This window comes from Chryseobacterium aahli, assembly GCF_022699665.1.
Classification (GTDB): Bacteria; Bacteroidota; Bacteroidia; order Flavobacteriales; family Weeksellaceae; genus Chryseobacterium; species Chryseobacterium aahli.
In genome coordinates, this window is record NZ_JALDNB010000002.1 from 340364 (window position 1) to 361463 (window position 21100).

Annotated in this window: 17 protein-coding genes; 8 read left to right on the forward strand and 9 right to left on the reverse strand. The window is 33.6% G+C overall.

Features of this window, described 5'->3' with window-relative positions:
- Positions 1-23: 23 nt before the first annotated feature.
- The 9 genes from MQX03_RS03900 to MQX03_RS03940 form a co-directional block, all read right to left on the reverse strand.
- A complete protein-coding gene (locus MQX03_RS03900; protein WP_242801660.1) occupies positions 24-1157 on the reverse strand; it encodes an alpha/beta hydrolase-fold protein in 1134 nt (377 codons plus the stop codon).
- Between the two features lie 246 nt (positions 1158-1403).
- Positions 1404-2510, reverse strand: coding sequence for a S41 family peptidase (locus MQX03_RS03905; protein WP_242801661.1), 1107 nt, complete (start codon positions 2508-2510; stop codon positions 1404-1406).
- A gap of 207 nt (positions 2511-2717) precedes the next feature.
- On the reverse strand, positions 2718-2960 hold the full coding sequence (locus MQX03_RS03910) for a hypothetical protein (protein WP_242801663.1): 243 nt from the start codon (positions 2958-2960) through the stop codon (positions 2718-2720).
- Between the two features lie 159 nt (positions 2961-3119).
- The gene (locus tag MQX03_RS03915) at positions 3120-3692 is read right to left on the reverse strand and encodes a hypothetical protein (RefSeq protein ID WP_242801664.1); all 573 of its coding nucleotides are present in this window, start codon (positions 3690-3692) and stop codon (positions 3120-3122) included.
- A 191-nt stretch (positions 3693-3883) separates the two neighbouring features.
- Entirely contained in the window at positions 3884-4591 is a 708-nt protein-coding gene (locus tag MQX03_RS03920; protein ID WP_242801666.1) for a hypothetical protein, read from the reverse strand.
- A gap of 84 nt (positions 4592-4675) precedes the next feature.
- Complete coding sequence (locus MQX03_RS03925) at positions 4676-5299, reverse strand: SMI1/KNR4 family protein (protein ID WP_242801668.1); 624 nt, start codon at positions 5297-5299, stop codon at positions 4676-4678.
- 478 nt (positions 5300-5777) lie between these two features.
- On the reverse strand, positions 5778-6455 hold the full coding sequence (locus MQX03_RS03930; protein ID WP_242801670.1) for a hypothetical protein: 678 nt from the start codon (positions 6453-6455) through the stop codon (positions 5778-5780).
- A 50-nt stretch (positions 6456-6505) separates the two neighbouring features.
- Positions 6506-6964 carry a hypothetical protein gene (locus MQX03_RS03935; protein WP_242801672.1) on the reverse strand — a complete coding sequence of 153 codons (459 nt, stop codon included), beginning with the start codon at positions 6962-6964 and terminating at the stop codon, positions 6506-6508.
- A 605-nt stretch (positions 6965-7569) separates the two neighbouring features.
- Entirely contained in the window at positions 7570-8052 is a 483-nt protein-coding gene (locus MQX03_RS03940) for a hypothetical protein (RefSeq protein ID WP_242801674.1), read from the reverse strand.
- A 673-nt stretch (positions 8053-8725) separates the two neighbouring features.
- Between MQX03_RS03940 and MQX03_RS03945 the strand changes: the two genes are divergently transcribed.
- From MQX03_RS03945 to MQX03_RS03980, 8 genes are all read left to right on the forward strand, one after another.
- Entirely contained in the window at positions 8726-9226 is a 501-nt protein-coding gene (locus tag MQX03_RS03945) for an RNA polymerase sigma factor (RefSeq protein WP_242801677.1), read from the forward strand.
- Positions 9227-9243: 17 nt separating this feature from the next.
- Positions 9244-10059 (forward strand): hypothetical protein, encoded by an 816-nt coding sequence (locus MQX03_RS03950; protein WP_242801680.1) that lies wholly within the window; start codon positions 9244-9246, stop codon positions 10057-10059.
- Between the two features lie 86 nt (positions 10060-10145).
- A complete protein-coding gene (locus tag MQX03_RS03955) occupies positions 10146-12236 on the forward strand; it encodes a M4 family metallopeptidase (RefSeq protein WP_242801683.1) in 2091 nt (696 codons plus the stop codon).
- 1565 nt (positions 12237-13801) lie between these two features.
- Positions 13802-14929 carry a porin gene (locus tag MQX03_RS03960; protein ID WP_242801686.1) on the forward strand — a complete coding sequence of 376 codons (1128 nt, stop codon included), beginning with the start codon at positions 13802-13804 and terminating at the stop codon, positions 14927-14929.
- A gap of 17 nt (positions 14930-14946) precedes the next feature.
- On the forward strand, positions 14947-16377 hold the full coding sequence (locus MQX03_RS03965; RefSeq protein WP_242801688.1) for an anion permease: 1431 nt from the start codon (positions 14947-14949) through the stop codon (positions 16375-16377).
- A gap of 16 nt (positions 16378-16393) precedes the next feature.
- Positions 16394-17050: a succinate dehydrogenase cytochrome b subunit gene (locus MQX03_RS03970; RefSeq protein ID WP_242801690.1), complete on the forward strand. Its 657-nt coding sequence runs from the start codon at positions 16394-16396 to the stop codon at positions 17048-17050.
- Between the two features lie 11 nt (positions 17051-17061).
- The gene (locus tag MQX03_RS03975) at positions 17062-18975 is read left to right on the forward strand and encodes a fumarate reductase/succinate dehydrogenase flavoprotein subunit (RefSeq protein WP_242801692.1); all 1914 of its coding nucleotides are present in this window, start codon (positions 17062-17064) and stop codon (positions 18973-18975) included.
- A gap of 11 nt (positions 18976-18986) precedes the next feature.
- Positions 18987-19736 carry a succinate dehydrogenase/fumarate reductase iron-sulfur subunit gene (locus tag MQX03_RS03980; protein WP_242801694.1) on the forward strand — a complete coding sequence of 250 codons (750 nt, stop codon included), beginning with the start codon at positions 18987-18989 and terminating at the stop codon, positions 19734-19736.
- Positions 19737-21100 lie beyond the last annotated feature (1364 nt).

Here is a 21100-nt window from a genome sequence, read left to right on the forward strand (position 1 = left end):
GTCAGATTGTATTTCAGCTTATACTATTTAAAGATCTTCTGCGCAAATTCATACAGACAGCGTCTCCAGGTGAGCCATTCGTGATACGTTCCCTCTGATTTATACTGAAAGTTTGGATATCTGTTTTGGGCAAGATAATTTGTCAGTATCGTGTTGTATTCATGGAATCGTTTGTCTTCTTTTGTACCAATTCCGATAAATAAAAAGGGTTTGTGTTTTGACTTTAATAAATTGTCAATCGGGAGATCTTTGAAGGGTTGAAACTCTGTTCCTCCATAAATTACAGGACTGAAAGATCCAATTGCTGAAAATAACTCCGGATGATTGGCACCGATAAGCATCGCCTGATAACTTCCTCTTGAAAGTCCAGCAATAGCTCTATTGCTGCTTGTTTTATATTTTTTTTGGATATAAGGTATCAATTCTTGAATAAGGATTTTGTCTATATTTTGTGAAGAAAGTACAGTTCTCGTATAATCGTCAGGCATTTTTTCTTCTTCAGGACTCAGCGCCACGCCGTAATCCATGACCACGATCATTTCTTTTGCTTTTTTTTCTGCAAAAAGATTGTCCAAAATATGATTGATATATCCTTGCTTTTCCCAGCCTGTAATATCTTCGCCCGTTCCGTGATAGAGATATAAGACAGGAAATTTTTTGCTTCCGTAGCTTGGCGGCAGATATACTTTGATTTTGCGTTTACCTCCGATAATTTTAGAATCCATGCTGTCACTAATGATCTTCCCGTGTTTTACATTTTTTTGAAAGAAGAAGTCTTCTCCGGAACTGACCTCGATTCCGCTTGTGGGCAGACCGTAGCCAAAATAAAGTTTTGTATTCGGATCATTGGTACGTTTGTCATCCACATTGAACCAATAATAATGAAAACCTATTTCTAAAGGTGATGAAGTAGAAATATTCCAAAAGCCATCCTGATCTTTAGAGGTTGTTGATTGTACGTTTTGCATTCCATCTCCGCCTTCCAAAACTACCGAATCAACATTGGGAAAATAAACTTTGAACAATGCTTTTCCTTCAGCATCTATTTTTGGAAATTCTTTCCCTTCTTGTGTGGTTAAAGATGTTTTAAAATTTTGCGAAAATAACAGGGAGGAGCATAGAGTAAAAATGGTAACAATTACTTTAAAGTTTTGCATTGATTTCAATTTAAAAGCTGTGATCATTGCGTAATTTAGGAATTCTTTCATAATTATTCATCGAATAGAAATCGTTTTTTAAAATAAGATCCATATAATAATCCATTACTTTTGTTATCGTCCGTTACCTGCAATCATTTCTATTTCCCAAAAAGTTTGCAAAATAATGCCAGCCATTCAGGAGAGCTCAGGAATAGGTGTTGTAATCGGAAATCCATCAACAGTTATAATCTACTAAAACTAATGTCATTTTTCCAACTGCAATCTGATTAAATTAATTTTCTGTTTCTCATTATTATCAATCAGTATGTCTGGTTTTATTCCTATATTATCAATAGGATTTTGAGGAAGTCGCTTTGATCTTGATATAGGTATGATTAAGTTATATTCTGCACAAAAAATATCGAAATATTGTGAATTGGCATAATCTAACATTCCATAAGAATTTTCGCCGAATACAGTTACCTTCTTACTCTGTTTAGCTGTTAATAATAAGGATTCTGCTGAACTTGCCGTATTGCGATCAATTAAAAAAGCGACTTTTTTAGGATATTCATATATAGAATCTAATTTAATATACATTGTATCCTTACCTCCCGGGTTTACAAAACTACCTATGTTCTTTTTCATTAGTGTGACAACATCTGCAATATATTTTTTAGCTTCTTCGTCCACACTTTTATCTTTAAGCTGCTGCTCATAGTTTTTAATATTGTCTTCGCTAGCCCAATATTCTGAAGGAAATATCGCTGTCGAATTTGTATATAGATAAGGTATAAACGGACTGTATGTAAAATCAATTCCTCCCATATTCCCCCTCAAATCGATAATCCAATTTGGAGTCTTGTCAAGCAGCACCTGATTTTTTTTTATAATACTATCTATTTTATTCTTCTCATCCCACTCAAATGAAGGTAATGTTATTAATAACGTTTTATCACTTAATTGTTTTACACTCGTTTCCTTTTCTAAGATATCATTAGCCGGAGGAGGAAGGTTTTTAAATTTAGGAATCTGTATATTGAGCTGGCTTAGTTTTTCAGGGTATTTTTCTCTGTAGCGCCAGTCAAGCTGTATTCTCAAATGATGGTCCTTAAAATAGTTTGTCCAAGTTCGTAATAAAACATAACAAGAATCAATATTAGTCGTATTTTTCGATTTTGATAACAGGTTATTAGTAAATTTACTAAACGCTTTTTTATTATTCAGATTGACTTTGTCATTATAACCCGCATAGTTTTTACTTACTTTTGTGACAGTAAAGTTAAAATTATCTAAACAGTCACAGTTCTGTGCCATTAAATTTGATGTCAATAATATAAAAATAGTTAAGATAAATATTCTAGTTGTCATTGGTTTCTTTTTTGGCTTTGTAAAATATAATGCACTAACTGTACGTGTATTGCTAAATTTACTACTTTACTTTTTACGATATGCTAATTATTTTATCTTTTGAAAGGATCAACATTTTTATTAATAAATTCGATGGTTGATTCATCATATTTAGTGCCTATCAATTTGTCTTTTTTAATTTGCAGTTTAACATAATCGTCAAAATGATCAATAATCACAGCATTTACCAATCATTTTCCAAGGGTACGCTTTTTCATCAATAATGTGCGTCTCAGTGTCTACAAGTTTCTGCGTAACTGTAACACTATCGTTATCAAAACTTAAATGTAAAAAGATATAAATATCATATGCGCCATTCGTAGTCGCCCTACAGCTTTGGCTTAATTTTCCGACAAAGGTTTTCCCTGCTACTCTACTTTTCGAAGCATTTTCTGTATGTTGGTCTGACAAATTTTCGTTCTTTTTTTTAAGAGGCTTAACTTAAGGTTAATGCCTATTGTATCGCCTGCCTTTTTTTCGGTTTGCTGGTTGCTGTTTCCATTGCAGGCACAAAGCAATAGAACTAAAAGCAAAACAAGCTGTTTTTTTATTTTTAATAATGGACAACTCTTAAGCATATTGATCATCAATCATAATTTTTGGATTACACGCCAATGCTTCATTTTTTAAATATAACCTTTGGGTTAGATTTCCATGTATATGATAATGATGTTTCGTACCCTTAACCAATTGAATGGTTATCCTGCAATCCTGTCTGCTTCTAGTAAAATTGAATTTTTTAAAATTGATACTTTTTATATCAGTAAAATTATATGCAGACTGATTAAATATTTTAAAAAATTGCACTTTATCCTGGTAAATGATAAAAGAAGGTAACCATTGTTCGGCAAAAGGGCGATAGGTTCCCTGTTCAACAAATATTGATGATTCCTTTTCGCTCAATTCATTAACAGTAGTTATATATGCATTAAAGAATTTAAACATATAAATTCCCAGAGTGCTAAATACTAAACAGATAAACAAAATAAGAAGAAAAGGAAAATTTAAATTGTTATTATCATCACTAAAAGTATAATATAATAAAATGAACAGTCCTGCCCACATCAATATAATACACGTGATGAATATGCCTAAACTCCACCGTTTACGCAGAGTAATTTTTTTCAAGATTAGTTCCTTCATTTTTTAATACAATTTAATTAAAAGATTTCCCAAAATAAACGAGCACTTAAGTCAAAAGTTACAATAAGAGTTTTTAAAATACTTTTAATTTTAAATCTGGATATTTTAAAATCAAAAGATCAAAAGTTTGAGATGTTTCCTTAACGAAGTAACCTGACAATGTTGCAAAGCTTCTTTGATATAGAAATGTTTTATTTTACATAATTTTTCAGATATAATGAATGTGCGCCGTCATCTTTTTCATTTTCATCCACAAAATTTCTATAAGAGTATTTTTTTCCTTTATGCTCAGGCTTGTTTTTCTCTTGAAGATAATCTCCGTATTTTTGAAAGCCTCCTGAAATGAAATAGTCCTTCAGCAGTTGATCTCCGTCAGCTACAACATACAATGTGCAGGATTTAAATTTTTCGTCGTTATAACTTCCTGTATTATTGGTTTCTAATAAGTACAGCTTGTTGCCGATATTCCAAATCCTATACGAGAATTCCGAATTTCGGTAGTAAAAATCAGTTTTTCCGAATTTCTTTTCCAACAATTTCTCAAATTTCTCCGCTTTTGAGATGGTTTTTATTTCCAGCCTGAAAGCATTCACATGATTTGTCGTTCTGTTCTCATAAAAAGATATATAATTATTGGATAACATGGAGTCATCTTGCGCATTAAGGGTTCCCGAAAAGGAAAACCCAGAGAATTGAAGCAGTGCAGGATCGGTAGCGGAGTAAATAATGACACCTGAAAAATCACTGTTTTTATTGAGTTCGTATTTTTTCGCGATGACAGATAGGTCTACAGGAAAGGATAATTTGTCAAGATCAAAACTATTTGTTTGAAAAGACATCAGCAACGAAAAAAATATTAACATGATTAAATTTGAAATATTTTTTATAATTCTATTCATTTATTTAGAGTTTTAAATGATTAATACCGAGGTTAGAACGTCTTGAAGTTATCAAACTAATGTACAAATTTTAACATAAGTCTTTTAGCGATTCCAAATTTCACTTGTTTCCCAATTTACGATGTCAATTCTTTGGTCAGCTGTTAAATAATGATTTCCATCTTCCAATGCGTCTTCATCTAATTGATAAAGATTGTTTTCTAAATCGTTCCTAAAATTTTCAATCAACTGTTTTGTAGAATTTGCCATTAAAATCCCTGTTCCGTATTCATCATCTATAAAGATGATTTGACCATAATTCCCTTGGCTGGTTGGGGCAAGATCAATAAACAAATTGGTATGCGATCCGTCAGAAGCGAATTTTACCCAGTCATTATTATACATGTTAGTCGGGTCAACTTCTTTATCTGCTTTTTCGAGTGGAATACTTTCAGTTGCATAATGCTCTTTTTTGTACAAATATTCTTCAATGATCCTATCGACAGAAAAAAAAGCCATACCGTAAAATAGGCTTCCAAAATTTTCCTGATCATCTAATCCGTTATGCCATAAATAAAGTGCTACAAAATCGGATGGTAAATCTTTACCAATTGTTTTTTCCAGTTTGCTAATTTCAGTTTCTATAGCGGGTTCTTGCAATGAAAGGTTAAGAATTTTCTGTGCATTTTCTTTTAACCAATTTTCTATTTTTTCAAAATCTTGTTTCATATATTCTTATTGATCGTCTTTTAATATTTAAAAATCGCAATTCCCGGCAATATGATCCCTCCTGTGTAAAAAAAGAAATGTAAAAGACCTTTGATATTTGATGCACCAGCTATAAAGCTTTTTATTGGATTTGTATTGGGTCTGCCATAATTTTGATGAAAATTAACCTGTGTACTTACTATAAAATTAATAAGCCCATAAACAATATTGAATAAACAGAAGCAGGCTGACATCATTAGTATTATTTTAAGCCAACTGCTTGCAATATGTTCACCGTAATGTAATTTGGCATATTGAAACCAAAATTTAAGCGGAAATATAGGGGCAACGAATAGCAGAGGATACAAAATAAATATCCATTTGTTAGACAATTTCCTGTTAAGGAAATAGTAGCAAAAAGTAAATAGTATGATATACGTGATATAGACTGTAATTCTCATTTGATTATATTTGAATTTGGCAGATCATCAATTGACAATTAACACGGAAGCCACCATTGCATAAAATATAGTTTACCATTTTTAAGAAAAATATTGATGTGTCCATCGTAAAGCTCATAATTCCCTTCTCTTAATTGAATCATCTGCAATTCGCCCTCACCGTAAACATTCATCGTACCTATATTTTCTACTGCATTGGGAAATATTTTTTTAAGCTGAGCAATTGTAGTGGAAGCATTAAACGTTATTCCCTTATATAAAATAAAATTGTTTTCTGTAAATTTAAACTCATCAATCGCTACATTTTCGTGTGAATTTTCAAAACGTGAACCATTTTTGTACAAAAATTTGTCATTCAAATTTTTAGTTGCATCAATATTTTGAAAGACATAGGCGCATGGTTCTTTCCGCCTTATGAGTTTAGTACTATCTGGCTCTCCGAAGTTTTTCTTAAAATCTTTTAAAGAGAAAAATCTTTTTACTTTGCCATTAAAAAGCATCAGATCGGCATCAAGAATTTCAATGCTGTTTGCTTGGTTTTTATTAGGTGGTGCAGTTTCAATTACAGGGCTTTTTGAGGATCTGCTAAGCTGTTTCTTAAAGGGAACTGATTTCGTGTCCTCCTTTTTTCTTTTATTATTCCGGTCTTTATTTCCTTCATTTTTGCAAGCTGTAAGGGCTGAAAATAAAAAATAGAGAAACAGTATTTTCTTCATTTTATGAATTTTAAAGTTACTTTATAGGATAGATAAATAATTCTAATACTCTAGTTATACTTTATTTTACCAGCTGGGAAGGCTCGTTTGATTTTTTCAATATCGTTTTGAAAAACATCCAGATCTTTCTGTAATACGATATTATTTGTACCGGATTCTTTGATGACAAAATCGAAATAGTCTTTCTTGAAAATAGAAAAAAGAGGCCTATCTTTAAATGCAAGCTGACGGGTTGTTATAAAAAAGTCGTATTCTGAAAAACTGTATTTTATTTTTCCTATCTGTACACCGTCCTTATCAATTACACATTTATTTTTGAGATAGGTTGAAATAAGCAGTACCGGAAAAATGATGAACCCAAACAAACTGAAAACCCCTATCCTATAGGTTGGGGTTTCATGAAGAATGACGCCCCAAATCAGGTTATAAATCGAAGCACAGCTAATGACCAAACCTATTATCGAATAGAAAATAAGTGTTTTTTTCGTCAGCGATATCTTTAAATTCATTTGGTAACTTCTTTTCGTTAATACTAAGTAAATGGTGTAGCGGATTTTAATAAACTTATAAAAATTTAATTTTAGCATCAGTCTTATTATCAGGGAAAATGATTATTTCCTGTTCTATCTTTTTTTTCCATTTCATTTGAGTTCACCAACTTTTTTGAGCTCGGTGATTTCAATTAGTTTAGACCATCATTCTTATTCAGCTAGAATAAGAAGTTAATACAGTTTTTAATTTCTCTGTCTTGAGGTACATTCAAAAGTAATATGCTTTTACCGTATAAAAGGTAGAATTTCATTATATGGTTTTCCAAAAATAACTCCATATAAGGAAACCAAAAATAGAACACCTATAATTATTAAAAAAACGGGCTTGTACGTGAATACCATCCCTTTCTTTTGAGTATACCTGTAATTAATATAGGTGCCTGTTAAAAAAAGCCCCGTAAATAAGAGTATAAAATAATTTACCTGCATATAATTATGTTAAATTTAGTAATCTATTATCAGGTTCCTCAACTACAATTTTTCTTTTTTTAAAAACTTGGGTGAATTTTATTCAGTGAATTCTTTCTAAAAATTAGTTTAATGCTGCGACCTTTCTTTCTATATTATTTTACTTTGTCTATCCTTACTTCGTAAGGATAAATTGATGCTTTCCCGACTTCAAATGATACTTCTACCTTATCATTCGTTGTGAGTGGTTTTCCCTCATTATCGTAAAATATTGTTTTATCAGATCCACGTCCCGCATCTTCAGGAACAAAAACACTGTTATGTCCGTTTTCTGCCCATTTCATCTCTATGGGAGTAATAGTTTCTCCGTCATCACCCGGTGCTGTATTGACATATACTGTTTGAGGCCTTTCTACATAAACCGTCATTCCCGCCGAATAATTCAAATAGCCTGTAATAGAAAAACGCTTCCCTTCATTGGCCTCTTTATCGTCCAAAATTTTTTGCACTGCTATCTTTGACGATTCCATTGGCGTACCTTTTTCACGGTTTTTACCTCCTTCAAAAAATGAACACGATGTGGCTGTTAATAATGTTCCGGCAATTACTGCTGTCACAAATAATGTTTTAGATGTCATATTAATTTTGTTTTTGTTAATGATTTGGTATTTGTTTTCGTTTTTTGTATCAGGCAATGCTAAGTTAAGTAATAATTTATCATCAAATTATATAATGTCCCCACCAATTCTCTGTCAATTTTCACTACTCTTTGTATAGTCTGAAATTCCTAATTCATTCTCAATAGAAAGATTTTATCAATTTGTTATTGATTCAGAAATTTCTAACAGGCTTAGTTACCATCGAATATTATTAGTCCAAAACGGGACAGGAATAGTACATAATGTGATTTTTTTCTCTATGTCTGTGATTTATAAAAATGTGCTATCGAAATATTATGATTATAAGCTCTAAATTGTTTACAATTAACCCTATAAATTTTCACAATAATAAATAAATGATCCCTGCGCTATTCTCTTCGAATAAATCTAAACAGAAAATCAATTGGTCGGCTTTTTAAAATAAAGATTGGTCAATAGAGTGATAAGATTTTATTACAAATAATTCCAAATCATGAAAAATTATTTAATTGATACGTTAAAAAAATATCCTTAAACCAATTTCAAAACATGGTATAACAAATTAAAAACTATTATAATAATCGAAACTTATACATCAATTTGTTAATTAATTTGTTAATAATTTGTAACATTTATAAAAAAATGATACTAACTGTGCAGAGCCGAGCCGACGATGTCACAGGAAAAGGAGTTTCTGGAAAGAATTGAAAAACATAAAGGTGTAATTTTCAAGATTTCCAAGATGTACATGGATAATTTTGACGACCAAAATGATCTCTATCAGGAGATCATCTATCAGGCGTGGAAATCATACAAAGAATTCAAAGGGAACAGTGATTTCTCAACGTGGCTCTACCGCACGGCACTCAACACTGCAATTGTATTTCTAAAAAGTGAAAAAAAACGTAGTTTTATACAGAATCAGCGCATTGAGCATCTATTGGTAGATCAAGAAATTTACAATGAAGAGGATGACCGGAATATGAAAGTCATGTATGATGCTATTCACGAACTTAGTCCCATTGATAAGGCTTTAATCTTTTTCTTTCTGGAAGACTTTTCAGGCAAAGAGATTGCATCACAATTGGGAATTACGGAAGTCAATGCAAGAGTGAAACTCAACCGTGCAAAAGCAAAGCTTAAAGATATTATTGAAAAACAAACAAACTTTTAAAAGTTTAATACATTATCATGGACTTAGATAACTTTAAAGAACTCTGGAAAAAAGAAAACAGCCAGATTCCACCTGATACATCTCTTGAGAAACAGAATGAGATTCACTCGCCTCTTCAGATGCTCCGAATCAATATGCAGACAGAATTCTGGCTGATGATCATTACGCTGCCTTTGCTTTTCACAGGGCTCCCGTCCGTCAGCGACGATCATAATATCAGAATGATCTCAATGCTGGTCTCTGTACTGACCTTATTGATAATCGTATATTATTACTCGAGGTTTCTCAAGCTTTATCAACTTTTGAAACACAAAAATACCAATACGAACTATGATCTTTTCACCCTTAAAACGCAGTTATTGATTTCAAAACAGATTTATATTTCATATTATATATCATACATTCCGCTGGCATTTTTATTATCGCTAATTCATATTAATTTTCAGTTTGATTTTAAATATAATCTTGCCATATTTATTTTTTCATTTGTGATTACTATTCTGATTATTTCATTTATATTAAAATACTGGATGTATTACATGTATGGTAAATACATTGAAGATGTGGTGCAGATCATCGACGAACTCAATGATGTAGAAACAAAGCCATTGATCCGCAGAGGAAAATCATGGTTCGAGAAAAGTCAAAGATTCTGGATGGGGAAATTAGGTGTAAAAGGAAATGTTATCAATACAGTGCTCTGGTTTATTTCAGTATACTTTTTTATTGTTTTTTCTTTCCTGATCATCATTTTGGTCATCATTTTCCTAGGGATTAAAATGGATCTTTTCGATCTCGAGACATTGAGACAAACGCTTAACAACCTTCATTAATAGTATTGCTAGAAAAAAATAATTAACAGACATTGTAACATTTTTGTTTTTTTTATACTAACTGTCGAATTTAATCAATAAATATTATGAAAAAAACAGTTACAATTGTGAAAACTTTGGCCTTTGTGTTGACATTGGGAGCTATTTCCCAGTCGTTAAACGCACAAAGTCATCGTACGGAAGTTTCTTCGCAAAATCTGCCACAAATAACGGCAACATCTGCAATGGGAAATTTTGAAGTAAATTTTGAAGGGCAGAATATTTCCACGGAAACCCTTGTCAATCATTTTGGAAAATGGTTCCATACAAACTCAGACCACAGTTATCAATTTGTAAAAAGTTCTGTTGATGAACTCGGCTTTAAAAGAAGTATCTATCAGCATTTATATAAAGGAATAAAAGTAAACGATGATGTATTATATATCCATGAAAAAGATGGCAAAGTAACGTATGTGAATGGAGAACTCATCAACGAGATCAAAATTAGTATTTCTCAGCCATTATCACGTACTGAGGTGAAAAATATCATATTCGCTGATATAAAAAACAATAAAACGACATTTGGAGACTTCGAAAATGTGATCGCTAAAGTAAACACAAGAGACGGAATTAAACTATACTCAGCCACTAAAGTTCAGGCTGCAGCTTTGGGATCTCTAAAAGCATTTGACTACTATATTGATGATGCTACCGGAAAGATTGTTAATAAGATTTCAAAAATTTATGATTACAATCCCGAATTCCAGATCAAGCTGAATTTACCAGCTAAAAATTTAGTCAACAGTTTTGACTACAGTCCTTTATTTGTTGACACCCCTTCTACGAGCACAACCTATTACAAAGGAAATCAGGCAGTTACAGTCGATTCTAACGATGGTTCATTCAGGTTAAAGGATAATGCTAAAAACATTCACACAAGAAGTGGTGCAGGATGGGACGGCAGCGCAAATCTTGCAACCAATGAGTTAACGGGAACAATCACAGAAATAACAAGCGCCACGGCGAATTATACTGCCAATACAACCAAAGCACCGGTAGAAGCACATTGGGCTATGGAAAAATCTAAAGACTACTACATCGCGAGACACAACAGAAACAGCTATGATGGAAACGGATCTATCATTAAAAATTACTACGATATAAATTTTAATGCCGATCCTACTACTGGAGTGCCAATGCAACCCGTTAACGGTGCCAATGCTGCTGCATTTGATGTAACCCAACAAGGCTTTAATGTAGTAGGAATGATTTATGGAAACGGGGCGTATCAGGGACAGGCAGGATATTTTGGCCCTTTTGTCGGAATAGATGTTGCAGGTCACGAATATTCTCACCTTATGGTCAGCAGAACGGCAAACCTTGCTTATCAGGGAGAATCGGGAGCTTTAAATGAAGCTTTTGCAGATATGTTCGGAGCTGCTATTGAATTTTATTCAGGAATTTCACCCAACTGGAATATAGGTGAAGGAATTCCCAACCCTGCCCTTGGTTTTACATTTTTAAGAAGCATGTCGAATCCAAACTCTGGACCCGCAGCATTGGCATCACAACAACCAGATACCTATCTAGGGACTTACTGGGCAAGCACAGCTACCGGCTCTGCTGATAATGGCGGAGTACACACCAACAGCGGAGTAGGAAATTTCTGGTTTTATTTGTTATCCGTAGGGGGAACTGGCACTAATGATTCAGGAACCAATTATAATGTCACAGGAATCACCATTCAGAAAGCCGAAAAGATTGCATATAGAACTTTAGCGACTTATCTAACAGCAAATAGTCAGTATACAAATGCCTATACCGCATCTAAACAGGCAGCAACGGATTTGTACGGAGCAGGATCAAACGAATTACAGCAGGTTGAGAATGCCTGGTGTGCAGTAGGATTAGGCAACTGCGCCAGTTTACTATCTGTAAGTGATGTTGTAAAATCCGATTCAGATCTTATAAAAATTTATCCAAATCCTGTTACGAACGGACAGTTTACAATTGAATCTGGCCTGAAAGGAAATGGTAGTTATGAAATTTATGACTTGTCTGGAAAGCTTATAAAGCCTTCACAAAAGTTCGAAAAAGGAACTGCCACGGTTAACGTTAGCGAATTACAGAAAGGCGTATATATATTAAAAATTAAAATAGAAGGTAAAACTATTTCAAAGAAGATTATTATTAGTTAATATATATTTATTAAAGCATAACTGATAACCCCCGGCTAAATTTGTCGGGGGTTTTCTTATTGCATATCACATTTTCAAAACACTTAATTAATAGTAGACTGCGGAAATTCACAAACTCAATAAAACATGAAAATGCGTTAAAAATTGAACAAATCTACGTGTTGAAAGAGTTTCATAAAAAAGCATGAAAAAGCAATTGAAGTAGCTAAAGAAAAAAATGGATTTACAGCTTTTAACAAACATCTCTTCAAGCTTGCTAACGAAGAACAAATTGATGTTATCATGAAATTGTTATGACAGAGGAAGCCAAGAACATTGATCTAAACAGTTGTAAAAAAATATCTTTATCCATGGGAACTCAGTTCTTCAAAATTATCTATGGAGAGATAAAAAGTTTATGAATGTGCTTTTTTGTTCTCAAATTATCTTGACATATTTTTTTGGCTTAGTCAATAAACATAAAGTCTGCAAATATTGCCCTCACTTTAGAGCACGAAAGAAAAACTTATGGTTCAATATATTCCCTCTACGAATAGGCTGACATAATTAAATATGCATATATTTTCATAATACAAAATTAATCAATTATAATAAAGGTATTGTTTGTACTAGGAAGCAATGTATAAGTATAATCTTCCTTATAATTTGCAATATATTCGCATGGAAACCTTCCTCTAGGTACACATGTTCCATCCTCACGATGATAAGGCTGGTTTGGAATACCCATTCCCGTCATGCATTCTAAGAGTGATTTGTTCCACAGTTTCTATATAGTTCCAATTATTGGATGTTGGCTCAACTTTTTACCCCTTTCTTTAATTTTTTTTCAATATTAAATTTAATACTTGGTGATGCTATCATTTTGGTATGAATACGGTTAGAATAAAAATACAGTTTAAGATCCGTCCGCTGCTCACGATATTTTCATGTGCTATACGTACATATACCAGAGGTTTTCTAATATCGTACTTAAATGTCTTTACTTGTGAATTATCATTCTAGATTCTTTTAAAGAAACTATTCTGAAGTTTCTGAACAATTTACTTTGTTCTAAAGTTGATTTGCTCTCTATTGTTCCTGCAACCAAATTATATCAATTTAATAAAGGTTTGGGACTAACAGAGATAAAATGATAACTATGTATTGATTTTTTCATTACCATGCGCCTTTAGTAACTCAAGCAAAGATCAAATTCTCACAATTTGTATCATATGTGATATTTGCAATTAGTATGTGAAAATCTACAACACCGGATATTTTCAATGACCCAACTTTGTATCATACAAATATCTGAAGAGAAGATGATAAAAACTACCAATAATTATTGAATTAAAAAGATTTTATATTAATTCTTATTTGAAGTTAATAGTAAAAATCACAAGTAAGAATCCTATCAAAGTAGTGCTATCACAAATTTTACATACATCTCCTTTTTAAAATAGTTATCACAGTAAACGAATACATCAGAAATAAAATTAAATCTGCTCAATGAAGCGAATCCTTTAAAACAATATATGTATTATAAAATATATAAAATAAGTGGTTTTTCATTACTAAAAAAACATATGCTGCTTACTTCAATATTAATCAGCATCCTGTCAATAGCGCAAATACCGGATTCTACGGCAAGTAAAAAAATTGAAGATGTTATAAAATATCCACAACTTCAGATCAAAGGTCTTTTTCAGGCACGTTATATGGTTGGTATGAATAAAGATGTTGATGTAAATGGTCTTCATCATGCTGATGGCTCAGGAACTAACAATAATTTTATGGTCAAATACATGAGGGTTCAGGTTCGTGCCCAGATCAGCAAACGCACGGAAGTAGTAGTTCTTGCTAACCTTGCTGATTTTAAAAATGATCCTAAATCCAGAGTTCTGGAGAATGCCTATCTAAAATATACTTTCAATAAGAAACTAGCGATTACCGTAGGACAATACAGACCTTGGTTTGGTATTGAAGAAACGTATCCTATAGACATTATTAAGTCACTGGATTGGTCAAACCAATATACCGAGTTCGGAAAATTAGGTTGGACAAGTTTTCAAATTGGACTTTCTGCAACCGGACAGCTTGAATTAGGTGAAATTCCTTTTCAGTATGCAGTTTCAATTGTTAATGGAAACGGGAAAAATCAAGTTACTGACAACGATAACGGTAAGCAATATTCAACAAGATTGGTCTTTGGTCTTTCTAAAAAATACAATGTAAACCTTGGTATCAATGGTGGTATAGGCGAAGTTCTTAGCAAAAAGATCTATGCTGTAGGAATCGATATAAGTTTGCTTGTACATTTCGATTCAAAATGGAGTCTGGATATGCAACTTGAGGCTAAACAAGCAACGAATCATCTTCTTTATTTTGCTGTTGCTCCTGAACTGAGAACAGATAGTCCGGATCAATACCTGATTCGTGGCGCTTACTTCCTTCCGAACCTAAGATATGAGGTCAATCACAGGAATCTTAGTGCCTTTGAATTGTCTTGCCGTTATGAATACCTAGATACCAATTTCAGATTAAACTCAAATCCAAGACAAACCATTACACCTATGTTTGGACTGGAATTTTTGAAAAACTACGGAGCTCGAATTCAGCTAGGAGTACAGTTCGACCGTTATAAAAACAGCATATCAAAAACAGCACAATATAACAACAATCTCTTTATTGTTCAGGTACAAAGCAGATTTTAAACATTCAAAAAACTATTATGAAAGAAATAAACTTTAAAGGCTTAGCAATTACGTTTGCTGTTGCTCTGATTCTATGGTTTATTCCCACACCTGAAGGAGTAGCAGAAAATGCCTGGCATTTGTTCGGCATATTTGCAGCGACTATATTGGGAATCATCCTTAAAGCTGCTCCAATGGGAACTATGTGCATGATGGCTCTTGGAGTAACCGCACTTAGTCAGGTTCTTGCACCGGGAGACGCCGGTAAATCAATCACAAAAGCTCTTTCAGGGTTTGGAGATAAAGTAATCTGGCTTATTGGCATTTCGTTTTTTATAGCGAGAGGATTTATTAAAACAGGATTAGGAAATAGAATTGCTTTTTTATTCATTAGAGTATTTGGGAAAAGTTCTTTAGGTTTGGCATACGGACTAGGTCTGGCCGACGTTTGTTTGGCACCAGCTATTCCTAGTAATACCGCAAGAGGCGGCGGAATTATTTTTCCTATTATGAAATCTATGGCCATGAGTTTTGATTCCCTACCTGAAAAACCTGAAACGCACAGAAAGCTCGGTTCATTCTTAACATTAAACAGTTATTACATGAATCTTATTGCCTCGTCAATGTTCTTAACAGGAACAGCGAGCAATCCAATGTGTCAGAAGTTTGCCGCAGGATTTGGAATCAATATTAGCTGGATGTCCTGGGCTGCTGCCGGGTTTTTACCGGGTTTGGTTGCTTTCTTGGTAATGCCTTTGGTTTTATATAAATTATATCCGCCTGAATTAAAGAAAACCGATGGTGCGCCTCAAATGGCTTCACAGAAATTAAAAGAAATGGGTCCTATTTCCAAAAATGAATGGCTGATGTTATTGGCATTCTTTATTTTACTGGGTCTGTGGATTTTTGGTAGTGCATTATCGATCGATGCCACCACAACGGCTTTCATTGGCTTAACTTTACTTTTGCTGACGTCTGTATTAACCTGGGAAGATGTAAAATCCGAAAAAGGGGCCTGGGATACTATTGTGTGGTTTGCTGTATTGGTGATGATGGCAAGTTCACTGAATGAACTGGGGTTCATTGGCTGGTTCAGTGATCTCATTAAAGTGAAAATTGGCGATATGACTTGGACCGTCGCCTTTCCGGTGATTATCCTTGTCTATTTCTTTAGTCACTATATTTTCGCCAGCGCAACAGCTCATGTTGCCGCAATGTATGCAGCTCTACTGGGAGTTGGGATTGCAGTTGGAATTCCTCCGATGTTACTGGCAATGATGCTTGGTTTTCTAGGTTCTATTTTTGGAGTACTGACACACTATGGTCACGGACCGGCTCCTGTGTTTTTCGGAAGCGGATATGTCGACTTGAAATCTTGGTGGCTTCGCGGCTTGGAAATAGGAATTGTTCTGTTAATTATTTACATGGGCGTTGGCGGAGTTTGGATGAAAATATTAGGATATTATTAATCAGCAAATACAAAATATGCTTTCAACATTATCAAGAAAATTACTGATGTGTCTAACTGGACTTTTCCTCTGCTTTTTTCTAATAATTCATTTCCTCGGAAATCTTCAGCTTTTTTTACCGCAGGAGCAGGCACATCTACAGTTCAATGCCTATTCACATTTTCTATCTGGAAATATCGCCATTAAAATCGTTTCCTATGTCTTGTATTCAAGTATTATTTTGCACACGATTGATGGTCTAATCATTACGCTGAAAAATAACAAAACAGGATCGAAATATCAATATGAGAATCGGGGAAGAGCCAGTAAATGGTCTTCCAGAAATATGGGGATATTGGGAACTTTGATTTTAATTTTCCTTGTGATCCACTTTCAGAATTTCTGGTATGTCTATAAATTCGGAAGTTTGCCGCTGGACGAAGATGGAAACAAAGACCTCTACATCTTGGTTGTGGTCGTTTTTAAAGAATGGTGGTATGTTCTTATTTATATTTTTTCAATGGTTGCTTTATGCTATCATATGATTCATGGAATTTACAGTGCTACCAGAACATTGGGATTATTTCATCCGAAATTTGTCAAATGGTTTAAGATTATTGGAATTGCTTACTCATTGATTATCAGTATCGGGTTTGCCCTAATACCTATTTACATATTCTTAACCGCCAATTAAATTGAGAAAATATGACTTTAGATTCAAAAATACCTGAAGGACCATTAGAACAAAAATGGGAAAACTATAAAAAAACAGCAAAACTCGTCAATCCTGCCAACCGAAAAAAACTGGATGTAATTGTTGTCGGAACAGGACTTGCAGGAAGTTCTCTCGCTGCTTCACTGGGTGAAATGGGATATAATGTGAAGTCATTCTGTTTTCAGGACAGCCCTAGGAGAGCCCATTCGGTTGCAGCTCAAGGTGGTGTCAATGCTGCTAAAAATTATAAGAATGATGGCGACAGCGTTTATAGAATGTTTGTGGACACGCTGAAAGGTGGAGATTTCAGGGCGCGTGAAGCAAATGTCTACAGAATGGCAGAATGTTCGTTAAACCTCATTGATCAGGCAGTGGCTCAAGGTGTGCCGTTTGGGAGAGAATATGGTGGCTATCTGAACAATCGCTCTTTTGGAGGTGTTCAGGTAAGTCGAACATTCTATGCAAGAGGACAAACCGGTCAGCAATTGCTTTTAGGAGCGTATCAAGCTTTGATGCGGCAGGTTGGTAAGAAAAGTGTACAGCTATTTTCAAGGCATGAAATGCTTGACTTGGTGACCATCGACGGAAAAGCGAGAGGAATTATTGTACGGAATTTAGACACTGGTGAAATTGAGAGGCACGCCGCACACGCTGTCATTTTAGCTACGGGTGGGTATGGAAAAATCTATTACTTATCTACTTTGGCAATGGGCTGTAATGGTTCCGCAATTTGGAGAGCACATAAAAAAGGAGCCTTAATGGCTTCCCCAAGTTGGATTCAAGTGCATCCAACCTCACTGCCACAGTCAGGAGATTACCAATCGAAATTAACTTTGATGTCAGAATCTTTACGAAATGACGGCAGAATTTGGGTTCCTCTTCAAGAAAATGAAACTAGAAAAGCCAATGATATACCTGAAAGCGAAAGGGATTATTATCTGGAAAGAAGATATCCTGCATTCGGAAATTTGGCACCAAGAGATATCTCATCAAGAGCTGCGAAAGAAAGAATTGATGCTGGTTTCGGAATTGGTCCGTTAAAAAATGCAGTCTATCTAGACTTTTCAAAAGCTTTAAAAGATCAGGGTAAAGAAAAAATCCAGGAGAAATATGGAAATTTATTTGAGATGTATCTTAAAATCACAGGATATAACGCTTATGAAGCACCAATGATGATATCACCTTCTGCACACTTTACGATGGGTGGGCTGTGGGTAGACTATGAGTTAATGACAACTATTCCGGGGTTATTTGCTTTAGGGGAAGCGAATTTTGCAGACCATGGAGCGAATAGACTCGGCGCAAACTCTCTACTACAAGCCTCGGTGGACGGATATTTCATCGCACCCTACACTATTGCCAATTATTTATCACAAGAAATCCATACCGGAAAAATAACGACAGATCATGCAGAATTTGAAGCAGCAGAACAGCATATAAAAGAACAGGTTGAACGTTTCATTGGTATTAATGGAACAAAAACCGTTGATTATTTTCATAAAACATTGGGGAAACTCCTTTATGATTATTGTGGATTAGCAAGAAACGAAGAAGGCTTAAAGTTTGCAATAGCAGAAATCCAAAAATTGAAACAGGAATTTTATATAGACGTCAAAGTCTCAGGACAGGCGGATAGCATGAATTCTGAACTTGAAAAAGCAGGACGTGTTGCCGATTATTTTGAAATTGGAGAACTGATGTGCTATGATGCTTTAACCCGAAATGAATCCTGCGGAGCACATTTCCGAGAAGAATATCAAACTCCAGAAGGCGAAGCATTGAGGAACGATGCTGAATTTCAATATATCTCAGCATGGGCTTGGAAGGGTGAAAATGAGCCTGAACTTGTCAAAGAACCTTTGGTTTTTGAAGAAATACAACCCACTGTAAGAAGTTATAAATAGAACAGAGAATTATGGATTTACATCTTAAAATATGGAGACAGAAAGATCATCAGAGTAAAGGAAAACTGGTGGATTATGATTTGAAAGAATTAAATCCTGATATGTCGTTTCTCGAAATGCTGGACACATTAAACGAAAAATTGATCATTAGAGGTGACGAACCTGTAGAATTTGATCATGACTGCCGTGAAGGAATTTGTGGGCAATGCGGAATGATGATCAACGGACTCGCACACGGTCCCATAAAACAAATCACCACCTGTCAGCTTCATCTACGATCTTTTCAGAATGGAGAAACGATCACGATCGAACCTTTTAGAGCTCTGGGTTTTCCGCTTAAAAGAGATTTGAAAGTTGACCGTTCTGCATTCGACAGGATTATTTCGCAAGGAGGTTTTGTATCTGTAAACACTGGTCAGGCTCCTGATGCGACAGCTATTGCAGTAACTCACCAAACCGCAGAAGAAGCCTTTGATTCGGCGGCTTGTATTGGATGCGGTGCCTGTGTTGCGACCTGTAAAAATGGAAGTGCTGCATTATTTACTTCAGCGAAAATCACTCATATGGTTTTGCTACCGCAAGGAAAAGAAGAACGAAGCAGCCGTGTTCTCAATATGGTCAAACAAATGGATGCTGAACATTTTGGACATTGTTCCAACACCGAAGCATGTGAAGTTGAATGTCCACAAGGAATTTCTGTACTGAATATTGCCAGAATGAATTATGAGTACAGCAGAGCATTATTTTTCAGGAAAAAATAACTTTTAAATTTATCCTTATTGTTTGTGAGTAGATTCAATTTTTTAGTCTGCAGAGCTTAGTTTTCATAGTGTTATTTAAACTTTGGTGTGAGTAATACTAATATTCATTTCATCAGTAATAAAATCAATTGACAAAATATAAATCCAATTCACAACGCATTAGAGGTGTGGATGTTTATTGTTACATGCTATACACTTTAAACTTACTTTACAATTTTTTTATGTTTTGCACTCTGGTTTTTTCATCACCAGAATCAATAAAAATTATTTTGACATTATCATAAAAAATTTATCCGCGAATTGACCTACTCTAAATCTATCGTAAAAATGTCAATTCAAATCTATTTTTATAATTGAAAATTTGGTTCTTAAAAAAGATTTGAAAAGATTCTTAGTAGCCCGTAACTATGTTACCTACAAACTTGTCTTTAAAGAACTCCCGTCTACTCTTCTAAATATCAGGAGATAATAAACTTCGATCATATCTTTTTCAATTTTATTTCGCATAAGGTTTTATAGATCGATATTTTATCCTCCCATAATTATAATATCTTTTCTCCTTACGTCTACTTCTAACATTGAGCTTATATTTTATAAATGAAGTTAGAAGAATTATTGAAGTTAATAGAAATATATTGAGAGTATACTCTCTAAAATTAATCATTGAATAATCAAAAAACAAGTATTTTTTTAATTCATTTGGCAATGCAACAAAGACAATATTAACAAAGAAAATGAAAATTATTATTTTATTTTGTGCCGTATTCCAATCAAAAAATTGGTTTAAAAATCTTGCCATAGTAATACTCTTTTAAAATTTAACAAAGCTCTTCACAGAACAATTATTAAGTGGTAATTTAATTCACATGATGAGTATCTGACTTTCTTTGGCATGACCTACTTATTAAAAATAAATTTTAATAAGTAGGTCATGATTTAATGGAGAAAATCTGCACGAATATTAGCTTTTGTGTAATTTGTATAACTTTCACCATCATATTTCAATTATGACTGTCAAAGAAGATTAGCATTTATTCAACCGAAAGTAAACAAACTTCTTTTCTTACAAATGTTCCCATGCGTTTTTTGCATAACAGTCTGTGATTAGTTCTTCCATATTTTTCTTTACATACTGTCTATATAAAGAAATATTCCATCAATGAACACTACAAATATAGCGTGTTTAAACTATTCATCAATAATTATTTTATAAAGAAATAATTTATTTAATACAATAATTAATGTTTAAAATATAAACATTAATTATTTAAAAAATATTACATATTTAATAAAAATATTTACATATAATTAATAATTACAAAAAAGTAAAATATAATTATTCATTATTATTTGAGATATTTAAA

What these genes read in the sequence shown, in the direction of transcription:
- MQX03_RS03900 (WP_242801660.1), bottom strand. Translation starts at nt 1,157, where the DNA reads ATGCAAAACTTTAAAGTAATTGTTACCATTTTTACTCTATGCTCCTCC.
- MQX03_RS03905 (WP_242801661.1), bottom strand. Translation starts at nt 2,510, where the DNA reads ATGACAACTAGAATATTTATCTTAACTATTTTTATATTATTGACATCA.
- MQX03_RS03915 (WP_242801664.1), bottom strand. Translation starts at nt 3,692, where the DNA reads ATGAAGGAACTAATCTTGAAAAAAATTACTCTGCGTAAACGGTGGAGT.
- MQX03_RS03920 (WP_242801666.1), bottom strand. Translation starts at nt 4,591, where the DNA reads ATGAATAGAATTATAAAAAATATTTCAAATTTAATCATGTTAATATTT.
- MQX03_RS03925 (WP_242801668.1), bottom strand. Translation starts at nt 5,299, where the DNA reads ATGAAACAAGATTTTGAAAAAATAGAAAATTGGTTAAAAGAAAATGCA.
- MQX03_RS03930 (WP_242801670.1), bottom strand. Translation starts at nt 6,455, where the DNA reads ATGAAGAAAATACTGTTTCTCTATTTTTTATTTTCAGCCCTTACAGCT.
- MQX03_RS03935 (WP_242801672.1), bottom strand. Translation starts at nt 6,964, where the DNA reads ATGAATTTAAAGATATCGCTGACGAAAAAAACACTTATTTTCTATTCG.
- MQX03_RS03940 (WP_242801674.1), bottom strand. Translation starts at nt 8,052, where the DNA reads ATGACATCTAAAACATTATTTGTGACAGCAGTAATTGCCGGAACATTA.
- MQX03_RS03945 (WP_242801677.1), top strand. Translation starts at nt 8,726, where the DNA reads ATGTCACAGGAAAAGGAGTTTCTGGAAAGAATTGAAAAACATAAAGGT.
- MQX03_RS03950 (WP_242801680.1), top strand. Translation starts at nt 9,244, where the DNA reads ATGGACTTAGATAACTTTAAAGAACTCTGGAAAAAAGAAAACAGCCAG.
- MQX03_RS03955 (WP_242801683.1), top strand. Translation starts at nt 10,146, where the DNA reads ATGAAAAAAACAGTTACAATTGTGAAAACTTTGGCCTTTGTGTTGACA.
- MQX03_RS03960 (WP_242801686.1), top strand. Translation starts at nt 13,802, where the DNA reads ATGCTGCTTACTTCAATATTAATCAGCATCCTGTCAATAGCGCAAATA.
- MQX03_RS03965 (WP_242801688.1), top strand. Translation starts at nt 14,947, where the DNA reads ATGAAAGAAATAAACTTTAAAGGCTTAGCAATTACGTTTGCTGTTGCT.
- MQX03_RS03970 (WP_242801690.1), top strand. Translation starts at nt 16,394, where the DNA reads ATGCTTTCAACATTATCAAGAAAATTACTGATGTGTCTAACTGGACTT.
- MQX03_RS03975 (WP_242801692.1), top strand. Translation starts at nt 17,062, where the DNA reads ATGACTTTAGATTCAAAAATACCTGAAGGACCATTAGAACAAAAATGG.
- MQX03_RS03980 (WP_242801694.1), top strand. Translation starts at nt 18,987, where the DNA reads ATGGATTTACATCTTAAAATATGGAGACAGAAAGATCATCAGAGTAAA.